This window comes from Nocardia sp. NPDC060259 (assembly GCF_042728775.1).
Classification (GTDB): Bacteria; Actinomycetota; Actinomycetes; order Mycobacteriales; family Mycobacteriaceae; genus Nocardia.
On the sequence record NZ_JBHXAY010000001.1, the window covers coordinates 118,690 to 137,441 of the forward strand.

Sequence of the window (18,752 nt, forward strand, 5' to 3'; positions counted from 1 at the left end):
ATCCGAGCACGCGCCTGTGAAGAATAGCTAACTTCTAGATTTGGAACGGACGCCACTGTCCTGCCGTACGACCCTGCGAGATCAAAAGAGGCTGGGTCTTTTGCTCTATTCTGCGGCTGCAGCAAGTCCTTCAGATCCTCCATTGGTCGTCGAGAGAACCAATGACCTGCGGCTCCGGTGCGGAAACACCCTCCCAGAGCTCGCGTGCAGTTGGTCCGGCGATGCCGCCTGCGGCGGAGCCGATGTCATCCCAGGAAGCATCGGTGCTGCGAGCGAATCGGACCGCTTCGGTCAGGCGAAGCTGAGCTTCGAGCAGAAACTCGTGCGCGAGGCGAACCGGCATGACTGTCCAGACGCGATGAACGTGGCCGTCCCAGTCCGCCAGCACCGCCTGCCGTGACGCGGGCGACAGCTCCCCGTCCGCGCTGAACAGGACGCGTTCGGGGACGTTGTGATCGAGCGGTCGAGCCGCGCGCTGCCACAGCTTCCCACGCCATTGTCCGCAACTGCATTCGACTTGCCACCCGAAGATCTGATCGGTCGGGGTGCGGAGCCGGCCGTCGGCGCAGAGCGGACTTCGAGCATGCGCCTCCATCTCCGGCAGCGAGATCACGGTGCGGATGTACCACTCGTGCCGCCCCATCGGATCGACCACTCCACAACCTCCGACCATTAGAATTGTTCGAGGAAAAGCATGGTGGCCGGTGGAGCGAGGCCAACCGTGGTGACTGTTCGAGTTCGCGATCACCCACTCGGTGCGACGAACTCACGCTGAGACTTCTCGAGGAGTCGATCCTGCGGTACCGACCGGTCCTGTTGCAACCAACGAGGGGGCAGTCTGGCGTGCGGTCCAATCGATGTCGGTCGAGTTTGTCATCGGTGATAGACCGGCGGGCTTGCGCTCGATCAGAGCGTCCGCGCTTCGCGGCCGGCTGAGGTCGGCCGGACCGGCCTCGGCCGCACCCCAGCCGGTGAAGCTCGGCGACATTCGAGTAGCGCGCGGACTGGTAGGTCGACCCGCTATGCCATGACCGTTCGTGTCGGGAGGATGCGCGCCGAGAAGGACGAGCGAGCCTATCGACCGCGGCCGGCGGCGTGTCTGGTGAGGAACTCCAGTTCTACGCGGAGCACATCGGGGTGGTCGAGGCCGCCGGCGTAGACGTCGTAGTGCCCGCCTCGGCTGCGGTAGAGCTCGCCGCGGGGTGCTCGCGCGGCGGTCTGCGTGGCGGGTCCGGTGGGGGCCATGGTGTCGGTCTCGGCGACGACCATCAGCAAGGGGCATCGGATCCGGCTCGCACTGCGGACGGGGCGGTGGACAGCGATGTCGAGCAGTGATCGTGCGGTGATGCGGTTCGGCCACGGCTCGCCGTCAGCCGGGGCGAGTCGGTGTAGTCCGCTGAGTGCGTCGTCTGTGGCGATCACGCCGATGCTGTCGGGTGCGACGCTGAGGGGCAGATATTTCGGCGGCTTGCCGACGACGCCGCTGAGCACGTCGGCCACCGCGGTGGCGATCAGACGCAGCGCGCGCGGTGGGTGTACCTTTCCCGTCCCGGCCAGGCCGTCGACGAGGGGGCATTGCGCGATGGCTCCGGCCAGCGCCGGGTCGGTGGCGGCGACATCGAGGATGTGCATGCCGGCGAAGGATGTTCCCCAGATGAACAGGCGATCGTTGTCGAGCGAGTCGTGGCGACGCGCCCAGGCCAGGGCGGTGCGGTAGTCCTCTCGCTGGCGGCGGATCGAGAGGAGTTCGCGCGGAGTGCCGCCGGACCGCCCCCAGTGCCGGTAGTCGAAGACGAGGGCGGCAAAGCCGTTGTCGGCGAAGAACTCCGCGAACGGGGCCAGGCCGGCGGCTTTGACTCCGCCGATGCCGTGGGCCATCACCACCGTCGGATGCGGCGCCGGTGACGACGGGAGGTACAGCCAGCAGTCCAATTCGGTGTCCGCGCCTGCCGGAATACGTACATGCTCGCGGGTGGTGTCAGTCATCGCGGATCCTTCGCGGTCGTGTCGAGAGTGATGGTGGCGCCCGCGGATCGGGCGAGGTCGGCGCCGAACAATGCGGCGGGGGTGAACGCGCCGGGGCGGGCATCACCGTCGGCCAGCCTTCCCGCGACTGTGGCGGCAACACGGCTGGTGAACTGGTAGCCCTCGCCGGTGTGCAACCACGCCCTGCGTTCTTTCCCCGCCCTGCCATTCCGCGGACGCGTAGGCCCACGACACTTCACCCGGCGTGCTCGGTGGTGTCAGCTGCCAGCGGTCGACAATCCGGATTACGTTGCGCCGCACCGCATCTACTCGCAGCACCGCACCCACGATCGGCAGTGCGGCTCTAGCTACCCGGCCGGTGGGCACCTCGCTGGAGGTCGCGATCACCTCGTCGGCACCGGAGGCCCGGCGCGCGGCCTCCAGCTCACCGGTGGGTACGGCCACGGTGGCACGCGTCGTACCGTCCGGCAGCGGAATGTGGTGCGGGTGAGCACCCAGCCGGGTCCGCACGAGGCGACCGTTTTGGTAGGTCAGCCCGCCGGTCGCCGCCGCGTCCACCGCACTGGCCAGCACGGCCGATCCCAAGCCGTCCACGACAGGCATCGCTGCCACTCGCACGCGGATCGGGGCGGGACGCCCCGTGCACAGCTCGTAGACCAGTGCCTCGCTCGCCAGAGTGCCGAACCCCGCACCCGTCACCAGCGTCGACCCTGCGGCGCGGGCCACCGAATCCAGCTCCAGCAACGACCGCACCGGCTGGAATTCGTTCGCCAGGTCCACATAGTGACTGCCCGCGGCTACGCACGCCCGCGCGGTCGGGATGGTCGTCGCACCGAAGGGGCCGACCGTGTTGACGACGACATCCGGTCCGCCCGTGGCGATCCGGCCGACCGGGTCATCGGTGATCAACGTTCGCGGAGGTGCCCCGCCCAGCGCCTCGAGCGCCGCCGCAGCCTCGGCCAATCGCTGAGCATTGCGGCCGACCAGCACGATCCGATGCCCGCAGCCGCGCAACTCGGCACCGATGTTTCGCCCGGCGCGACCGGTCGCTCCGATGATCCAGATTTCACCCATGGACATACGCTACATCGTGTATCGTATGTCCGACAAGAGTTGAACCGCTACGATGTGTCGCGTATGTCTGACAAGGGAAAACCCGCCGGAATGGGCCGCCCCCGCAACACGGCCCTGGACACCGCCATCACCGCCGCCGTCGAGCAGTTACTGCTGACAGACGGCTATAGCGCGATCACTATCGACAAGGTCGCCGCGCTGGCAGGTACTACGCGCACCGCGCTGTACCGCCGCTTCCCGGGACGCGTCGCACTCATTGCCAACAGCATGGCTACGCACTTCGGCACCGATCCTGCGCCCGATACCGGCAACCTGCGCGACGACCTGATCTCGCTGCAACGCGCACAGATCGAGTTCTTCAACACCCCGATCATCGCAGCGGGCATCGCAGGCCTGCTCGGCGATCTCAGCACCGACCCGCAGTGGAGCGCGCTGTTCCACGAGGCCTTCATGGCCCCTCGCCGCCGGTCGACCCAGGCGATGTTCCAACGCGCGGTCGACCGCGGCGAAATACCACCGGTCACTCATTCCAACCTCGTCGCGGACATTTTGACCGGGCCGCTACTCCTGCACGCCATGCTCCCCGCCACCGGCCCACTGGACGACACCCTCGTCGCCGCCACAGTCGACGCCGCCCTGCACCTGCTCGAGGTCGGTATTCGCGACGCTTGATACACCGTCTTGACCATCACACTGAATCGCCCCGAGCAATTCAACGCGTTCACCATGGCCGACGAACTCGTGCACGCCCCACCAATCGGGGCGCCGCGGCCGCGCGATGGCCCGCCTGACCCGAAATACCGTCTCGTCGACGAGTGCGTGTGCTACGTTTCCGTCTGGTCTGGTCAGAAGGCGTCACCCGTAGCTGGGAGGTCGAGACGTGGATCAACAAACACTGTTGCAGCTCGCCGCTGACGAGCTTGCGATGCGATCGCTCAGGTATCGCGAGATCGAGATTCTGGACTACGTCCCTACACAGCCTGATCGTGCGCTGCTTTGCCTGCCCGGATCCGTCCGGGTTTTCGTCGCCGCCCAGGATGATCCGATACTGCAGCGAGTTCGAGATGCCGCTACCCTGCGAAATGGCGACGATGTCGCCATGGTCGAGAACGAGCTCCGGCCCCGTTTCGAAGGTCGCACGAGACTGTCGACGTACCAGGCTTGGCGTCTACTGCAGCGTTCTCCCGTATTCGCGAGCGTTCGATATGGCGGCCGGACCCTCGCGACGAACATCTTCCCACCGGACGACCTCGGCGTAGTTATCCTGGACAACCCGTACAACGGTGGACAGCTGAGCCCGGAATCTCTGACTCTCGTCGAGCACCGGCGTGACGGTACCGACGACGCATTGGCGGCCGTGGCCCTCAAACACGAGCCGCCGCTGACCCCTGCTGAACGGGCCGCGTTGGCGCAGGTGCCGGAGGATCAGCTGGAGGCGAACCTGACGGCGGACGCAAGTTGTTGCGAGAACGGCACCTTTGTCGCGTGGGCCGCCATGGCCGTCACCGTCGCTGTCCTGTGTACAGCAGCCGTCATGGCCGCAGAGGAGGAGGAGCGGCATCTCTCGGACGAGCAAATTCGGAGATTGGGCCCGGCCACCACCGCACGGGAATTGCTCGATATCCGCCGCGAAGCTCTCGGGCATGTGCATTGATCAAGATGGCGATCGACCATCTGATATCAGCTGCGCTTGCCATATTTCTCTTGGTGTGGTTTTCAGTTTCTGCCGTCTGTCAGATACCCCGTAATGTCGAGAAGTGGGAAGCCGGCAGGGCGGAGAAGTGGATTCGCGCGCACGACGTATTCGGATTCATACCGCGCTGGAACTTCTTTGCGCCTACACCGGCGACGGACGATCTTCATCTGCTGTACCGCGATCGGCTGCCGGATGGCTACATAACTCGTTGGTGCGAGGTTCGTCCGCACCCGTCTCCGAAATGGATAGGACCGGTCTGGAATCCAGGCAGGCGGCATAACAAGGCACTGATCGACGTGACGGTCGAACTCGTCAAGGCCAGCTTGTCGCTGAACCGTGACACTGCCCAGATGCAACTCACGCTGCCATATATCGCGACGCTCAACTTTGTCTGCAGTCTGCCACGAGACTATTGCGCCCAGGCCACCCAGTTTCTCATCATGCGGTCGAAGGGAGCTGACGAAGATCCGGATCACCACGTGATTTTCTTGTCGACCATGCATCTGTCAGAACAGTTGCTCGGCGAGAGGTAAGCAGCCGATGTTCACCAGCTCGGACGCGCTGCATCTTTCGGCGGCGATCGGCTCCGTTGCCGTCATCATCGGGTCGATGGAGAGGCTGGCGATGCCTCGGCATCTTTCCGATGGCGCCCTCGCCAGCTGGCCTGTGTCGACTACGAGTGTCGCCATGCTGACGAGGAGGCCCTTCCAGCGCAGCGCCGGACGGCTGCTGGCGTATCCGGGAGTGCTCGGCCTTGTCGCCGTCTGCCTGGCCTGCGGGGTCCTCTTGGCGCTGCACCCCTCGTCGGCCTTCAATTCCTTGGCTGCCGGCGTGATTGCCGTGACCTACATCTTGCTGAGTATGCGCTCGCGCTTCGGAGGCGACGGGGCAGACCAGTTGACAATCATCGTCTTCGCATCGTTGGCTCTCGCCTTCGGCATCGGGCAAGAGCGCGCCAACGAGATCGTGCTCTGGTTCTTGGCAGCACAAGTATGTCTCGCGTATTTCACGGCAGGCGCGGCGAAGCTGGTCAGCCCGTCGTGGCGCAGCGGAGCGGCATTACCGGGCGTCTTGGCGACACAGGCCTATGGGCACGCGCGGGCCGGCAAGATCTTGGCGCGCCATCGAGGCATCGCGACGGCGATGTGCTGGTCGGTCATCCTGCTGGAGTGCGCGTTTCCCCTGGCGCTCCTCGGCATTCGACCGCTCACCTACGCACTCTTGATCAGCGGAGCTCTCTTGCACCTCGGTACCGCCGTCCTCATGCGCCTGTCCACTTTCACCTGGGCATTCGTCGCCACCTACCCAGCAGTGATCTTCTGCGCGACCGGCACGGGGTTATGACAGCGTCCCACATCGTGAAGCCGACAACATCGAACCCGTCGACGACCGTCTGTCCGACACCCGGCTCGGTCGCCACCTCGCCGCGATCGAGGCATGCGCCGATCCACAGGCCGTGATCGTGGCAGCTCGGAATCGAAGGTGTCCCTTCGGGCTTCGTCAAACTGTGTAGTGACCAGCCGGCTTCTCAACGGAAGTATTGGACCAGGCAGAACTCGTGCTCCTCGGGATCACGCATGACCATGACAACTCCTTCGTCGTAGTCGTGCCGCTCACCGGACCAGCGGCCGCCCAAGTTCTCCACCTGGCGGCGACCGGCTTCGATGTCGTCGACCTCGAGGTCGAGGTGGATGCGGACCTTTCCGATCTTGGGCTCGGTCACTCGTTGAAAGGTCAAGCGCGGCCTGTCATCACAGCGCGAGCCGACGGTTGCCCATCCCGGATCATCGCCGTGTTCGGCGGTGGCGGGGATACTCAGGAGCGCGCTCCAAAACGATGCCAGCCGCGCGGGGTTCGCGCAGTCGATCGTGATCCCAACCCATCGATTTGCCATACCTACCAGCATGGACGAAGTGGGTGCCGGCCGGCGGCCAGTCGACTACCCCACCGGTGTCGCCGCCTTTGCCACATCCACACTGGCCCAGCGCTCGACTCCGCTGAGCACAGCCGATATCGCCTAGGCCGAGACGGTCAGCCCGGTTCGGATCTGCTCGGCGAGCCGCGTGATGCGGGTGGTGATGTCGTCGCGGACGAGCCGCATGCGTTCGATGCCGTCGATGCCGCGTTCGGAGGGCTCGTCGGTGATCCAGGTCTGGACGGGAAGTCCCTCGGGAGCTTCGACTTTCGCCTCCGCGCCGAGGACGACGACGAGATCGATGCCGGAGTAGAGGTTGGGGTCGATCGGTTTGGGGTGTTCGCCGTCGGTGCTGGCGCCGACTTCGTCGAGTACCTGCACCGACAGGGCGTTGAGGTCGGAGCCGGGATCGGTTCCGGCGGAGTGGACGTCGATGTCGGTTCCGGCGCTCTGGCGCATCAGCGCGGCGGCCATCTGGGATTTGCCGCTGTTGCGCACGCAGACGAACAGCACGGTGGGTCGTTTCGCGGTGGCCACGCTGGTGGCTTGGTGGGTAAGCCAGCGTTCCGTGTCGATCGCTGCGGCGCAGCCGGATCCGGCGGCGGTGATGGCTTGGCGGTACCGGTGATCGACGAGGTCTCCGGCGGCGAAGACGCCGGGCAGTGAGGTCGCGGTCGAGGACGGTGCGACGGTGACGTAGCCGCTGTCGTCGAGGTCGACCTCGTCGGCGACCAGGGTGTTGCGTGGTTGGTGACCGATCGCGACGAACACTCCGGTCACGGGCAGTTCACGGGTGTCGCCGGTGGTGACGTCGGCGACGGTCAGGCTGGTGACGGTGGTGTCGCCGTTGACGCGCTCGACGGTGGTGTCGGTGAGGAAGGTGATCTTGTCGTTGTGGCGGGCCCGGTCGAGCATGATCCGGGAGGCGCGGAAGGTTTCGCTGCGGTGGATGACGGTGACGCTGCGGGCGAACTTGGTGAGGAAGATGGCTTCCTCCATCGCGGAGTCGCCACCGCCGATGACGGCGATGTCGTGGTCGCGGAAGAAGAACCCGTCGCAGGTCGCGCAGGCGCTGACGCCGCGGCCGAGGAGTTCTTGTTCGCCGGGGATGCCGAGGTAGCGGGCCGCGGCGCCCATCGCGAGGATCACCGCTTTTGCCCGGTAGCGGACGCCTGCGGCGACGATGGTCTTGATCGGGGCGTCCAGGTGGAGTTCTTCGACGTCTTCGGTGCGCAGGTCGGCGCCGAAGCGTTGGGCCTGTTCGCGCATTTCGGTCATCAGTTCGGGGCCGGTGATGCCGGTGCGGAAGCCGGGGAAGTTCTCGACCTCGGTGGTGGTCATCAGCGCGCCGCCGAATTGGGTGCCTTCGAAGACCAGGGGTGAGAGTTCGGCGCGGGCGGTGTAGATGGCGGCGGTGTATCCGGCCGGCCCGGATCCCACGATGACGACGTCGTGGACGCGGTCGTCGTCGACCACTGTCGGCACCAGCGGTTCCGCGGTGGTGATGGCAGTGGCCAGGGTGATCCCGAAGTCGGCGGGCATGGGTCAACGCTCCTGAAACGAGTCGATCGCGGCGGTCGCCGCGGCATGTCGGTGAAAGGTGCCGGGCGGCCTGTGCGGCCCGTCCTTGATTCCACAGTATTAGTCAGCAATGATTGAGTCAATGAACGCTGAGTGGAATGACGATGTCTTGGCTAGCCGGGTCGCGGTCCACGCGGCGTTGGCCGATCCCGCACGTTTGCGGATCGTGGACGTGCTGTCGGTGGGTGACGCCTCCCCCACCGATCTGGCGTCGATGCTGGGCATGCGGTCGAACCTTGTCGCCCATCATCTGCAAACCCTGACCGATGCCGGAGTCGTGACGCGACGGCGGTCCGAGGGTGATCGTCGCCGCACCTACGTTCGACTGTTGCCTCACGCTCTGGCGCCACTGTCGTCGACGACGGTGATGGCCGCGCAGCGGGTGCTGTTCGTGTGCACCGCGAACTCGGCTCGCTCCCAGCTGGCTGCTGCCCTGTGGTGTCGGGCCAGCGAGCTCCCGGCGACCTCGGCGGGCACGCATCCTGCCGAGCGGATCAATCCTGGCGCGGTCGGTGTCGCGCAACGGCGTGGGCTGGCGTTGGTGTCGGCGTCGCCGCAGCGTCTCGACGATGTTCTGCGCGAGGGTGATCTGGTGGTGTCGGTGTGCGACCGCGCGCACGAGGAACTGCCCGATGTTCCGATGCTGCACTGGTCGGTTCCCGATCCTGTCGGTGCCGAGGACGGCGCCGCGTTCGATCTCGCGTTCGACGATCTGGCCACGCGCGTCGATGCCTTGGCCCGGCACGTCCACTGCGCCTGATCCCCGGTCGGTCCGATGCGGCCGACCTATCGCGATCCACCGTTGTCGTTGTCCCGCTGTCGAATAGGCGTAGTTCGCTGCGGTTGCGCAGTGAGGCGGCCGATGAGCCACGCCGAGTCGCGTCCAACGCCGCGTAGCGAGGCCGAGGACAGGCTGCGTTGCCATTCGAGCGGGCGAGAACAGGGTGAGGCTGTCGTAGTAGTGCGGCCAGGATCCGAAGGGTTCGGGCGCGGCTTCCACGAGCGCATGGGCGCACGGAAGCTGGTGAGGACTGCCGCGCTGGTGCAGCGCTACCGGAGCCCAGGCGGCCCATCCGGGCGGCCGATCGTCAGCTGTTCGCGATGGAAGTCGAAATGCTTTGCTGGATAACGGTATACGTCCTCGAGTGTCATGTAGTCGCTGAAGAAGGGATCCCACCGGGTCGGGAAATGCATGCCACGGACCAGGCTCGCCTCGGACTCGGACGCCAGGCTCGCGCGGAGCGATCCGATCACGCGGTCGAGCTTGCGGCCCATCCGGTACCGGTCGTACACCCGCGCTGCCGCACACGAGCCTCGGTAGTTGATCCAATCGAACGGCCGCGTCTCCGCGTCGAGCATTCGCGCGAACGCGCGGCTCACCCCCGCCGGGAACCGGCCCAGCAGCCGCACCAGCACCAGCAGCCGCTGCACAACCATGTAACCGAACACCATGTGGAACAACAACTGCTCATTGGTCCACCGCGTACCCTCCGAGCGCCGTTCGAAGTCGTCCGCATCCACAGAGTCCAACAGCTCGTGGAACTCCCGGCGGACACGCTCGAGCTCGGCATCGATCCCGGCCCGGTCGACAATGCGATCGTCGCTCATCTCACGCCGCCCTCCACCTCACCTATCTCGATTGTCCTCGCTCGCTCGGCTACCCCAGCACCTGGTGTCGCCGAGCCGAATCGGCAAGCAAGCGACCCACAGCGGCCAGAAGCCGGTTGGGCCGACCTGGGCGAGTTCGGCGTCGATGTCGACCTCGATCGCGCCGACGAGATTGACCTGAAGACCGCACCGACCGCGTCATAGCGTCATCACGACGTCCTTACGAGTCGATGGGCTTGGGTGTGCGTGGGATGGTCGCGATGGCGATGACCGCCGCGACGGCCGCGACGGCGGCGAGGACGAGGTAGGTGCGGGCCCAGGTGCCGGTCCAGCTCATCAGTGCCGTGCCGGCGAACGGTGCGGCCGCCATCACCACGACCACGGGCGCTGACATCAGGCCGTTGAGTCGGCCGTAATGGGTTGCGCCCCACCGGTCGGTGATCGCGGTCGCTTGCACCAGGGTCATGATCCCGCGGAGCAGACCCGCGCCGATCGACACCGCGATCAGCGCGAATACCGTGGTGACCCAGCCCAGCAGCGCGGTCGCGATGGCGGTGGTGGCGAACGCGCCGACGATGCGTGCGGCCGGGGTGGTGCGGGTCATCAGCGGAATGTAGCCGAGGCGGCCCAGAACTTGCCCGGCGCCGCCGAGGCCGAGGGTCAGTGCGGCCAGCGATGGGGAGAATCCGCGTTCGATGAGCAGGGGGACGAGGTTGAACACCCCGGCGAATGCCGCGAACGCGCCCAGGCTCAGGGCGATCACCAGGGCCAGGAACGCGGGGCTGCGGGCGATTGCCTGATGGTCGTCGTCGTGCGGGGTGATCGGCGGCGGTGCTGGTGGCCACGGACCTCTGAGGCCGAACAGATGTCCGGGCACGGTGATGACCGCCAGCACGAAGGTGAGGACGAGATAGGTTGCGCGCCAATCGGTGCGCTGGACCAAGACCGCGGTCAGTGGCGCGAACACGGTGCTGGCCAGACCGGCGGCCAGCGTCAGGATCATCAGGGCTTTGACGTGGTCGGTGCCGTACCAGCGGGTCAGTGCCGCGAACGCGGGCGGGTATAGCACCGCGCCCATCGCGACCCCGGCGACGAGCCAGCCCAGGAAGAAGACCACCGGGTTCGGGGCGAGTGCCACCACGATCAGGGCAGGGATCGCGAGGACTGAGCCCGCGGTCATGACGGTGCGTGGGCCGATGCGGTCGAGGATGCGTCCGACCGGGATACCGGTGAGGGCGGCCGCGAGCTGGCCCAGTGAGAACGCCGCGGTGAGCATCGGCAGTGACCATCCGGTGTCGGCCGAGATCGATACCGACAGGACGGGGAACGCGTAGTAGAGAATGCCCCAGCTGGTGATCTCGGTGAGGCACAACGTGATCAGGACTCGCCGCCGCAGACCGGCACCGGGCGAAGCCGGTCCGGTCTGCGTGGCCGTCACGGTAGACGACATGGGCGGGTCAGCGCGCGGGAACCGTGAGCGTCAGCACCTCGGGCGCGGCGGGCGCGCAGCAGCCGCCGGAGCTCGCACCGTTCGGGTCGTCGAAGACTCCGGCGCCGCCGCAGACACCGGTGTCGGGCAGGGTCAGCTCGACACGGGCGGCGGATTCGTGGTCACCGGCGAGTTCGGCGGCGATGGAACGGACCTGTTCGTAGCCGGTCATCGCCAGGAACGTCGGTGCGCGGCCGTAGCTCTTCATGCCGACCAGGTAGACGCCGGATTCGGGATGGGACAGTTCGGCGACACCGTGCGGGTAGACGGTGCCACAGGAGTGCACGTTCGGATCGATCAGCGGCGCCAGACCCACCGGGGCTTGCAGGACGGGGTCGAGTTCCAGGCGGATCTCCGACAGCCACGACAGGTCGGGGCGGAATCCGGTCAGCGCGATGACGTTGTCGATTCCGTCGAGGCGGCGCGCGTCGTCGGCAACGAGGGCCGTACGGTTGTCGTCACCGGTTTCGACTGCGGCGGTGCGGAATCCGGTGACCACGGTGAGCAGTCCGTCCTCGACGGCCTTCTTCGCGCGCAGTCCGAGTGCGCCACGGGCGGGCAGTTCGTCTGCTTCGCCGCCGCCGAAAGTGGCATCGGTCTGGCCGCGACGCAGGACCCAGGTCAGTCGGGTGCCGGGTTCGTTCGCCAGTTGTGACAGCGCCACGATCGCGGTCAGGGCCGAGTGCCCGCTTCCGGCGATCACGGTGTGCTTACCGCGATAGCGCACCAGGTCGGCGACGGATTCGAGGTCGGGCACACGGTAGTCGACGGCCTGGTGGCCACGTTCGCCCAGCGCGGGAAGCCCTTCGCCGCCGAGTGGGTTCGGTGATGTCCAGGTGCCGGAGGCATCGATGACCGCGCGTGCCAGGATCCGGTCTTCGGATCCGTCGGCGCGGCGCAGGTGTACCGACAGTGGTTCGGTGTCGCGTCCGGAGTCCACGACGCGGTCGCGGCCGCGGCGGGCGACGCCGACGACTTCGGTGTCGTAGCGCACCGCGTCTCCGAGAGCGTCGGCGAGTGGCGTCAGATAGTCGCGGGCCCAGTCCTGGCCGGTGGGGTAATCCTCGTCGGCCGGGGCCGTCCAGTCGGTGCCGTCGAGGAGGCGGCGGCCCGCGGGGGCGATGAGTTCGGCCCAGCGGGAGAACAGGCGAACGTGGTTCCACTGCGCGACGGCGGCACCGGCCTGGGGACCGCGTTCGAACACGATCGGGCTCAGTCCGCGTTCGCGCAGTTCTGCTGCTGCGGCCAGCCCGATGGGGCCGGCTCCTACGACGACGACAGGCAGTTCGGTCATCACAGACTCCATTCATCGACACTCATCGATCTAACAATCCAAACTGTATCGACACACGTCGATGAATGCAACCATCGATCAACGTCGATATAATCGGAGGCATGACGTCTCTGGACATGCCCACCGTCCGCGACTCCGCCGCGCGTCGCGTCGACGTGTTGCCTGTCGACGATGCGACCACCTACGCGGAATGGTTCGCCTGCCTTGCCGAACCCACCCGCGTTCGGCTGCTTCACCTGGTCGCGACCCGGCCCGCCGGGATCACGGTCGGCGAGTTGACCGAGTCGCTGGGCATCTCCCAGCCGACGGTGTCGCATCACGTCCGCAAGCTCGCCGATGTCGGGTTCGTACGGGTGCACAAGAACGGCACGTCGACGGTGGTGACCGTCAATCCGGCCTGCTGCACCGGCCTCCCCCACGCCGCCGACGCGGTCATGGGTGTTCTCACCCCTCGGCCGTGCTGCCCGACGGATCTGCCCGCCGACGTGTCGGTGCGCGCGATGACCGATGCCGACTGGGTGGCGGTGCGCCGCATCTACGGTGAGGGCATCGCCACCCGCAACGCCACCTTCGCCACCGAGGTACCGGATCGCGCGCACCTCGATTCCACCTGGCTGCCCGACCATCGTTGGGTCGCCGAGATCGGCGGCGAAGTAGTCGGGTGGGCAGCACTCGCGCCGGTGTCGGGTCGCGACTGCTACGCCGGTGTGGCCGAGAACTCCGTCTATGTCGCCGAGACCGCGCGTGGGCGCGGCGTCGGGAAATCCCTGCTGCATCGACAGGTGATCGCCGCCGACGCCGACGGCCTGTGGACTCTGCAGACCTCGATCTTCCCGGAGAACCGGGCCAGCATCGGCCTGCATCACTCGGCGGGATTCCGCACAGTCGGCGTGCGGGAGCGCATCGCGATCCTCGACGGGGCGTGGCGCGATACCGTCCTGCTCGAACGTCGCGCCGCCTCGGACGGCGGTTCTTCCGACGCGTGTGAGCCATCAGCTTGCTGATAGCTCCGCCGAGACGGCGGCGTTCACCCATTGTTTGCTTGTCGACTGATTCGACAACCGTCAATATCGATGCGTGTCGAAACCGCCTTCGTCCTGTCAGCCGCAGGACTCTTCCTCGTGTGAGGTCATCCCGCTGACCCGGGAACCTCTGTCCGCCGAATCCGCCGCCGAACTGGCGACAACGTTCAAGGCGCTGTCGGATCCGGTGCGGTTGCGACTGCTCAGCCTGGTCGCCAGCCGTGGATCCGGCGAAGCCTGCGTGTGTGATCTGTCCGCCGGGTTCGAATTGAGCCAGCCCACCATCTCCCACCATCTCAAGGTGCTGCGCGAGGCCGGGCTGTTGTCGAGTGAGCGGCGTGGGTCGTGGGTGTACTACCGGATCGAACCGCGCGCGCTGGCCCCGCTGGCGCAGTTGCTCGATGTCACGGCGGTCGAGGCGGGTGCGCGGTGACCGATATTCAACGCCGGTTCCTGGCTGAGTTCGTCGGCACGGCCGCGCTGGTCACGGTCGTGGTCGGTTCGGGTATCGCGGCCCAGCAGCTCACCGACGATGTCGCCTTGCAGTTGCTCGCCAACTCCACCGCGACCGTCTTCGGCCTCGGCGTGCTGATCCTGGTGTTCGGACCCGTGTCCGGCGCGCACTTCAATCCCGTTGTTTCCCTGGCGGATTGGTTGCTCGGTCGACGCCATAGCACCGGCCTGGACTTCATCGACGCCCTCGCCTACACGATCGCGCAGATCAGTGGCGCGGTCTGCGGCGCTGTGCTGGCCAACATCATGTTCGACCTCGGTGCCTGGCAGATCTCCACCCACGACCGGATCACCACGGGCCATCTGGTCGGTGAGGTCGTCGCCACCGCCGGACTGATCGCGGTGATCTTCGCGCTGGCCCGCAGCGGTCGAGCCGCCCTGTCCGCTTCGGCGGTAGCGGCATATATCGGTGCGGCTTACTGGTTCACCAGCTCCACCAGTTTCGCCAATCCCGCGGTCACCGTCGGCCGCGTCTTCTCCGACACTTTCGCCGGCATCGCACCCACGTCCGCACCTGGATTCATCGTCGCCCAATTCGTCGGTGCGGCACTGGGCTTGGCGTTGATCGTGGTGCTGTACCCCCGCTCGGCGAGTGCGGCTGCCGACAACGCGGTGATCCCGCATACCTCAGATCGTCCTGCCTCCAGCTCATCCGACCCGACAACTCACTGACCGAGCCCTCCCCGGGAGCACGCATGTCCGACAGCCCCGTCACCCACGCTGATCGTGCGACGTTGACCATCGACCAGCGTCACGCGCTCACCACCGCCGCGACCCGGCTACACGAGGCCTTCGCCGACACCTACGGACGCGAGACCATCGAGCATTTCCTCATCTCCAGCTACGACGAGTTCGCCTCCCGTGCAACGGTAGTCAACTACCTGCCACTCCTGGCCGAACGATTCGCCCGGCAGCGGCTGCTCGCACTGGCCAAGGTCGAGGGCAAGCTCCACACCGACAAGCCGGTGGTGCTCTTCCTGTGCACCCACAACGCGGGCCGTTCTCAGATGGCACTGGGCTGGTTCGCCCATCTGGCCGGTGACTCCGCCATCGCGTGGTCGGGCGGCTCCGAACCCGGTACCCACGTCAACCCGGTCGCCGTCGAAGCGATGACCGAGATCGGCATCGACATCACCGGCGAGTTCCCCAAACCGTGGACCGAGGAGATCATGCGGGCCGCCGATGTCATCGTCACCATGGGCTGCGGCGATTCCTGTCCGATCTACCCGGGCCGCCGCTACGAGAACTGGGAACTGACCGACCCCGACCACCAGTCCCTCGAGGTCGTACGCGGCATCCGCGACGAGATCGGCGACCGCGTCCGCGACCTACTTACCTCTCTCGACATCACCACCCACTGAAAGGACCCCCCGTGTCGACCAAGCCCAGCGTGCTGTTCGTCTGCGTCCACAACGCCGGACGATCCCAGATGGCACAAGGCTTCCTGACCCACCTCGCCGGCGACGCCATCGAAGTACGTTCCGCCGGAAGCGCTCCCGGCGATGCCCTCAACCCGGCCGCGGTCGAGGCGATGGCCGAAGTCGGCATCGACATCACCAACCAGGCACCCAAGATCCTCACCCCGGACGCTGTCGAGACCTCGACAGTGGTGATCACCATGGGTTGCGGTGACGCCTGCCCGTACTTCCCGGGCGTCGACTACCGCGACTGGACGCTGGAGGATCCGGCAGGCAAGGGTGTCGAGGCGGTCCGTCCGATCCGCGATGAAATCCGCAAGCGAATCGAAGACCTCGTCACCGAGCTGGTCCCAGCGCAGTAGGCGACGACGCTGTCCCGAGGCAGATTTACGCAGGTAAATATGGCTAAGCGGGCGTTTCGCCGTCGAACACTCGCAAAGTTTGTGTGGCGGCGAGGGGCTGGTAGTGGTCGGTGAACAGTTTGGCGGTGAGCTCGCCTCGGCTGGTGACGCCGACTTTGTCGAAGATCGCTTTGACGTGGTCGCGCACGGTGTGTGCGGACAGGAACAGGGTGGCGGCGATCTCGCCGGTGGACTGGCCACGCGCGATCAGTTCGGTGACGTCGAGCTCGCGCCGGGTGAGCTCGTAGGCGGCCACCACCAGCGAGGCCACCTCTGACGGTGTGGCGGGCTCGATGACCAGCGCGGTCATTGCCGGTGTCCCGGCAAGGTCGCGTAGGCAGGAGGCGTGGCACACCAGCCATCGCCCGGTCGTGGTGCGGATGCGGATCCGGGAGTTCTCGCCGGTGATCCGGGCCCGGCCCGCGGTGCTGAGAATCCACACGGGCAGCGGCAATTCGATGCCTCGTGCGGTCGTGGTGGCGGGGCCGGGCGGCATCTGGGCGAGCAGGTGCCTGGCCTCGTCGTTGATCGAGACCAGGCCACCTTCCGGGTCGAACAGCAGCATGCCGGGAGCTTCCGCGCGCCCTGCCGCAGCGGGGGCCAGCGGTTGGGCAAAGCTGCGCAGCCGCCGGGCCATTGGCGTGGACAATCCGCTCACCAGCGCGACATCGGTGTCCTGGAATGGCTTTCGACCGCGCTCCCGGAACAAGCTCAGCTGGCCCCACGGCTGTCCGTCCACGCGGAGTACGGCGCGCAATTCGTCGTCGAAACCGCGCGGGCACATGAAGTTTCGATACAGGGGGCTCAGTCCCGGGTCATCGCCGGTCACCGCGCGCAGACCCGCGACCGGGACCGGCGCCCGCGCCAGATCCCGGAACAGGTTCACGTGTTCGGAGAAGAGCTCCGACTCCCAATAGGTGCCGCACCCGCCTTCGTGGAGGTTCTCCACCCGCACGGGCGCGGTGGTGAGTCCATTGATCGGATCGGTCGCCACCCAGACCGCGGCGTCGAACGGCGTGACGCGGCGCAACCGCGTCGAGGTCTCCGCGAACAGCGCGTGCGCGTCCGCGGCCTGCTCGATCCCGGCCAGCAGTCCACGCATCCCGAGCGGAATCACACCCATGCCCGCAACCTTGCCGTCCCGGACCGGCGGCCGCCATCCCACAGATGAGGGGTAATCGACCGACCGCGCGCGAAATTCCCGAGACGGAGCGAACCCCGCGATCGGGGGATGGTCGAGGTGGCGGCGGGCGGGCGACGCTGGTCCGGTCCCAGTGATCGGAAGGAAACACAATGGATCTCGGCATTATCGGTGCGGGCGCTGCGGCGGTCGGACTGCTCGACGCACTCGCGGCCACCGAGGGCACGCCCGGCAGCATCACAGTGTTCGACGGCTCGTCCGCGGTGTGGCGGGGGCGGCCGTACCAGCCGGACCTCGAGGCGGTCCGGGTCAACGCGCCGCCCGCGCTGATGTCGGTGCGCGCCACCGACCGCGCGCACTACGAACGGTGGCTGCAGGACCGGCACGAGGTGGCCCGATATCTCGACGAGGGCCTCGGTCAGCCGCTGGTCCCCCGCAGCGTGTACGGCGAATACCTGGAGCAGACCGCCCAGACCGCGATCGGTCGACTGCGACGGAATGGCTGGCAGGTCAGCGTGGTGAACTCGCGGGTCGTCGGTTTCTCCCGCCGTGGCGCGAGCGACGGCCGGGCGGTCCTGCACACCGCGAACGGCGGCAATCATCCGGTCGATCGCGCGGTGCTGAGCGTCGGGAGTGGGCGTCCACGTGACCATTACGGGCTCACCGGTGCGCCCGGATACGTCAACGAGCCGTACCCACTGGCCGAGACGATTGCCGGGATACCGGCCGACGCGCGCGTCGCAGTTGTCGGCAGCGGTCTGACGGCGGTCGATATCGCCGTGGCGCTGACGACCAACAACCACACTGGACCGATCAGTCTTCTATCCCGCAGCGGAGTGCTCCCGTTCGTGCAACAGCGTCCCCTTCCGCTCGCACCACAACACCTCACTCCGGCCAATGGGCTGCGGCTGGCCGCCGCCGGCGTGGTGCACTTCCACCAGCTGGTCGAGCTCATGCGCGCCGAACTCGCCGAGCTGGGACAGGATTTCGAGTCGTTCGCCGCAGAGATCCGCGCCACCGAGGAACCTGTGACCCGGCTGCGCCGCCAATTGACAGAGCTGGACAACCCGCATCAGGGACGCCGCCTGCTCACCATGGCGATCCGAGTGCTCGGCCCGATCGTCTGGCCGCTGCTGGCCGAGCAGGACCGGAGCATACTGCGCTCCGAGTACTTCCGTACGATCAGCAGCCTGAGTTCACCGATGGTGCCGCGCAACGCGAAAATCGTATTGCGGCTGCTGGATTCGGGCCAGCTCCGGCTCCGTTCCGGCCTCGGCAAGATCGAGGCGCGCCCCGGCGCCGGTTTCACCGTCCACGACGACGCCGAATGGCACGCCGACGCGGTTTTCAACGCCGTCAACCCGCCCGCGTACACCACGCCCCAGGAGACCGAACCTCTCGTCAGCGCGCTACTCGCCAGCGGCGCAGCAGAATCGGCGGCCACCGGCGGCCTGCGCATCGAACCCGGTACCCGCCGCCTGCTCGTCGCGGACCGGCCCGATCCCACCTGGCACGCCCTGGGCAATCTGGCCGCCGACTCCCTGTTCATCGCCACGAACCCGCCCGGTCTGGCCATGGAAGCCGCCACCCTCGCCCACCACCTCATGGCCTAGA

At 66.9% G+C, this 18,752-nt stretch carries 20 protein-coding genes and 1 pseudogene; 11 read left to right on the forward strand and 10 right to left on the reverse strand.

Features of this window, described 5'->3' with window-relative positions:
• Positions 1-130: 130 nt before the first annotated feature.
• The 3 genes from ACFWF2_RS00640 to ACFWF2_RS00650 all read right to left on the reverse strand — a co-directional run bounded on the left by ACFWF2_RS00640 (position 131) and on the right by ACFWF2_RS00650 (position 3,060).
• The gene (locus ACFWF2_RS00640; RefSeq protein ID WP_379303118.1) at positions 131-655 is read right to left on the reverse strand and encodes a hypothetical protein; all 525 of its coding nucleotides are present in this window, start codon (positions 653-655) and stop codon (positions 131-133) included.
• 419 nt (positions 656-1,074) lie between these two features.
• Positions 1,075-1,986: an alpha/beta hydrolase gene (locus ACFWF2_RS00645; RefSeq protein WP_379303120.1), complete on the reverse strand. Its 912-nt coding sequence runs from the start codon at positions 1,984-1,986 to the stop codon at positions 1,075-1,077.
• Between the two features lie 102 nt (positions 1,987-2,088).
• The gene (locus ACFWF2_RS00650) at positions 2,089-3,060 is read right to left on the reverse strand and encodes a saccharopine dehydrogenase NADP-binding domain-containing protein (RefSeq protein ID WP_379303122.1); all 972 of its coding nucleotides are present in this window, start codon (positions 3,058-3,060) and stop codon (positions 2,089-2,091) included.
• Positions 3,061-3,123: 63 nt separating this feature from the next.
• Between ACFWF2_RS00650 and ACFWF2_RS00655 the strand changes: the two genes are divergently transcribed.
• From ACFWF2_RS00655 to ACFWF2_RS00670, 4 genes are all read left to right on the forward strand, one after another.
• Complete coding sequence (locus tag ACFWF2_RS00655) at positions 3,124-3,732, forward strand: TetR/AcrR family transcriptional regulator (RefSeq protein ID WP_379303124.1); 609 nt, start codon at positions 3,124-3,126, stop codon at positions 3,730-3,732.
• A 208-nt stretch (positions 3,733-3,940) separates the two neighbouring features.
• Positions 3,941-4,714, forward strand: a complete 774-nt coding sequence (locus ACFWF2_RS00660; RefSeq protein WP_379303126.1) for a hypothetical protein — start codon at positions 3,941-3,943, stop codon at positions 4,712-4,714.
• Between the two features lie 5 nt (positions 4,715-4,719).
• Positions 4,720-5,289, forward strand: a complete 570-nt coding sequence (locus ACFWF2_RS00665; protein ID WP_379303128.1) for a hypothetical protein — start codon at positions 4,720-4,722, stop codon at positions 5,287-5,289.
• Positions 5,290-5,296: 7 nt separating this feature from the next.
• Positions 5,297-6,100: an HTTM domain-containing protein gene (locus tag ACFWF2_RS00670; protein ID WP_379303130.1), complete on the forward strand. Its 804-nt coding sequence runs from the start codon at positions 5,297-5,299 to the stop codon at positions 6,098-6,100.
• Between the two features lie 184 nt (positions 6,101-6,284).
• Here ACFWF2_RS00670 and ACFWF2_RS00675 read toward each other — a convergent pair whose 3' ends face one another.
• The 3 genes and pseudogenes from ACFWF2_RS00675 to trxB form a co-directional block, all read right to left on the reverse strand.
• On the reverse strand, positions 6,285-6,662 hold the full coding sequence (locus tag ACFWF2_RS00675; RefSeq protein WP_379303132.1) for a VOC family protein: 378 nt from the start codon (positions 6,660-6,662) through the stop codon (positions 6,285-6,287).
• A 111-nt stretch (positions 6,663-6,773) separates the two neighbouring features.
• On the reverse strand, positions 6,774-7,208 hold the full coding sequence (locus ACFWF2_RS00680) for a low molecular weight phosphatase family protein (protein ID WP_379303317.1): 435 nt from the start codon (positions 7,206-7,208) through the stop codon (positions 6,774-6,776).
• A gap of 9 nt (positions 7,209-7,217) precedes the next feature.
• Positions 7,218-8,177 (reverse strand): annotated as a pseudogene (gene trxB, locus ACFWF2_RS00685) (thioredoxin-disulfide reductase); the annotation flags it as partial.
• Between the two features lie 184 nt (positions 8,178-8,361).
• Here trxB and ACFWF2_RS00690 point away from each other — a divergent pair.
• Positions 8,362-9,012: an ArsR family transcriptional regulator gene (locus ACFWF2_RS00690; RefSeq protein WP_379303133.1), complete on the forward strand. Its 651-nt coding sequence runs from the start codon at positions 8,362-8,364 to the stop codon at positions 9,010-9,012.
• A gap of 290 nt (positions 9,013-9,302) precedes the next feature.
• Here ACFWF2_RS00690 and ACFWF2_RS00695 read toward each other — a convergent pair whose 3' ends face one another.
• The 3 genes from ACFWF2_RS00695 to ACFWF2_RS00705 form a co-directional block, all read right to left on the reverse strand.
• Positions 9,303-9,860 (reverse strand): DinB family protein, encoded by a 558-nt coding sequence (locus tag ACFWF2_RS00695; protein ID WP_379303135.1) that lies wholly within the window; start codon positions 9,858-9,860, stop codon positions 9,303-9,305.
• 220 nt (positions 9,861-10,080) lie between these two features.
• Positions 10,081-11,310: an MFS transporter gene (locus ACFWF2_RS00700; protein WP_379303137.1), complete on the reverse strand. Its 1,230-nt coding sequence runs from the start codon at positions 11,308-11,310 to the stop codon at positions 10,081-10,083.
• A gap of 7 nt (positions 11,311-11,317) precedes the next feature.
• Positions 11,318-12,643: an FAD-dependent oxidoreductase gene (locus ACFWF2_RS00705; protein ID WP_379303139.1), complete on the reverse strand. Its 1,326-nt coding sequence runs from the start codon at positions 12,641-12,643 to the stop codon at positions 11,318-11,320.
• A gap of 101 nt (positions 12,644-12,744) precedes the next feature.
• Here ACFWF2_RS00705 and ACFWF2_RS00710 point away from each other — a divergent pair, with 101 nt between their 5' ends.
• The 5 genes from ACFWF2_RS00710 to ACFWF2_RS00730 all read left to right on the forward strand — a co-directional run bounded on the left by ACFWF2_RS00710 (position 12,745) and on the right by ACFWF2_RS00730 (position 15,958).
• Positions 12,745-13,647, forward strand: coding sequence for a helix-turn-helix domain-containing GNAT family N-acetyltransferase (locus ACFWF2_RS00710; RefSeq protein ID WP_379303141.1), 903 nt, complete (start codon positions 12,745-12,747; stop codon positions 13,645-13,647).
• A 73-nt stretch (positions 13,648-13,720) separates the two neighbouring features.
• Positions 13,721-14,098: an ArsR/SmtB family transcription factor gene (locus tag ACFWF2_RS00715; RefSeq protein ID WP_379303143.1), complete on the forward strand. Its 378-nt coding sequence runs from the start codon at positions 13,721-13,723 to the stop codon at positions 14,096-14,098.
• A complete protein-coding gene (locus tag ACFWF2_RS00720; RefSeq protein ID WP_379303144.1) occupies positions 14,095-14,850 on the forward strand; it encodes an aquaporin in 756 nt (251 codons plus the stop codon). The genes ACFWF2_RS00715 and ACFWF2_RS00720 overlap by 4 nt, the downstream gene beginning before the upstream one ends.
• A gap of 23 nt (positions 14,851-14,873) precedes the next feature.
• Positions 14,874-15,539 (forward strand): arsenate reductase ArsC, encoded by a 666-nt coding sequence (locus ACFWF2_RS00725; RefSeq protein ID WP_379303146.1) that lies wholly within the window; start codon positions 14,874-14,876, stop codon positions 15,537-15,539.
• Positions 15,540-15,550: 11 nt separating this feature from the next.
• Positions 15,551-15,958 (forward strand): arsenate reductase ArsC, encoded by a 408-nt coding sequence (locus ACFWF2_RS00730; RefSeq protein WP_379303148.1) that lies wholly within the window; start codon positions 15,551-15,553, stop codon positions 15,956-15,958.
• Between the two features lie 43 nt (positions 15,959-16,001).
• On the opposite strand, the gene ACFWF2_RS00735 is transcribed toward ACFWF2_RS00730, so the two are convergent.
• The gene (locus ACFWF2_RS00735; RefSeq protein ID WP_379303150.1) at positions 16,002-17,120 is read right to left on the reverse strand and encodes a LuxR C-terminal-related transcriptional regulator; all 1,119 of its coding nucleotides are present in this window, start codon (positions 17,118-17,120) and stop codon (positions 16,002-16,004) included.
• Between the two features lie 170 nt (positions 17,121-17,290).
• On the opposite strand from ACFWF2_RS00735, the gene ACFWF2_RS00740 reads away from it, so the two are divergent.
• A complete protein-coding gene (locus ACFWF2_RS00740) occupies positions 17,291-18,751 on the forward strand; it encodes an FAD/NAD(P)-binding protein (protein WP_379303152.1) in 1,461 nt (486 codons plus the stop codon).
• Position 18,752 lies beyond the last annotated feature (1 nt).

Excerpts from the sequence above, each read along its gene's own strand:
- ACFWF2_RS00645 (WP_379303120.1), bottom strand. The coding sequence starts at position 1,986 with ATGACTGACACCACCCGCGAGCATGTACGTATTCCGGCAGGCGCGGAC.
- ACFWF2_RS00650 (WP_379303122.1), bottom strand. The coding sequence starts at position 3,060 with ATGGGTGAAATCTGGATCATCGGAGCGACCGGTCGCGCCGGGCGAAAC.
- ACFWF2_RS00655 (WP_379303124.1), top strand. The coding sequence starts at position 3,124 with ATGTCTGACAAGGGAAAACCCGCCGGAATGGGCCGCCCCCGCAACACG.
- ACFWF2_RS00665 (WP_379303128.1), top strand. The coding sequence starts at position 4,720 with ATGGCGATCGACCATCTGATATCAGCTGCGCTTGCCATATTTCTCTTG.
- ACFWF2_RS00670 (WP_379303130.1), top strand. The coding sequence starts at position 5,297 with ATGTTCACCAGCTCGGACGCGCTGCATCTTTCGGCGGCGATCGGCTCC.
- ACFWF2_RS00675 (WP_379303132.1), bottom strand. The coding sequence starts at position 6,662 with ATGCTGGTAGGTATGGCAAATCGATGGGTTGGGATCACGATCGACTGC.
- ACFWF2_RS00695 (WP_379303135.1), bottom strand. The coding sequence starts at position 9,860 with ATGAGCGACGATCGCATTGTCGACCGGGCCGGGATCGATGCCGAGCTC.
- ACFWF2_RS00700 (WP_379303137.1), bottom strand. The coding sequence starts at position 11,310 with ATGTCGTCTACCGTGACGGCCACGCAGACCGGACCGGCTTCGCCCGGT.
- ACFWF2_RS00705 (WP_379303139.1), bottom strand. The coding sequence starts at position 12,643 with ATGACCGAACTGCCTGTCGTCGTCGTAGGAGCCGGCCCCATCGGGCTG.
- ACFWF2_RS00710 (WP_379303141.1), top strand. The coding sequence starts at position 12,745 with ATGACGTCTCTGGACATGCCCACCGTCCGCGACTCCGCCGCGCGTCGC.
- ACFWF2_RS00725 (WP_379303146.1), top strand. The coding sequence starts at position 14,874 with ATGTCCGACAGCCCCGTCACCCACGCTGATCGTGCGACGTTGACCATC.
- ACFWF2_RS00735 (WP_379303150.1), bottom strand. The coding sequence starts at position 17,120 with ATGGGTGTGATTCCGCTCGGGATGCGTGGACTGCTGGCCGGGATCGAG.
- ACFWF2_RS00740 (WP_379303152.1), top strand. The coding sequence starts at position 17,291 with ATGGATCTCGGCATTATCGGTGCGGGCGCTGCGGCGGTCGGACTGCTC.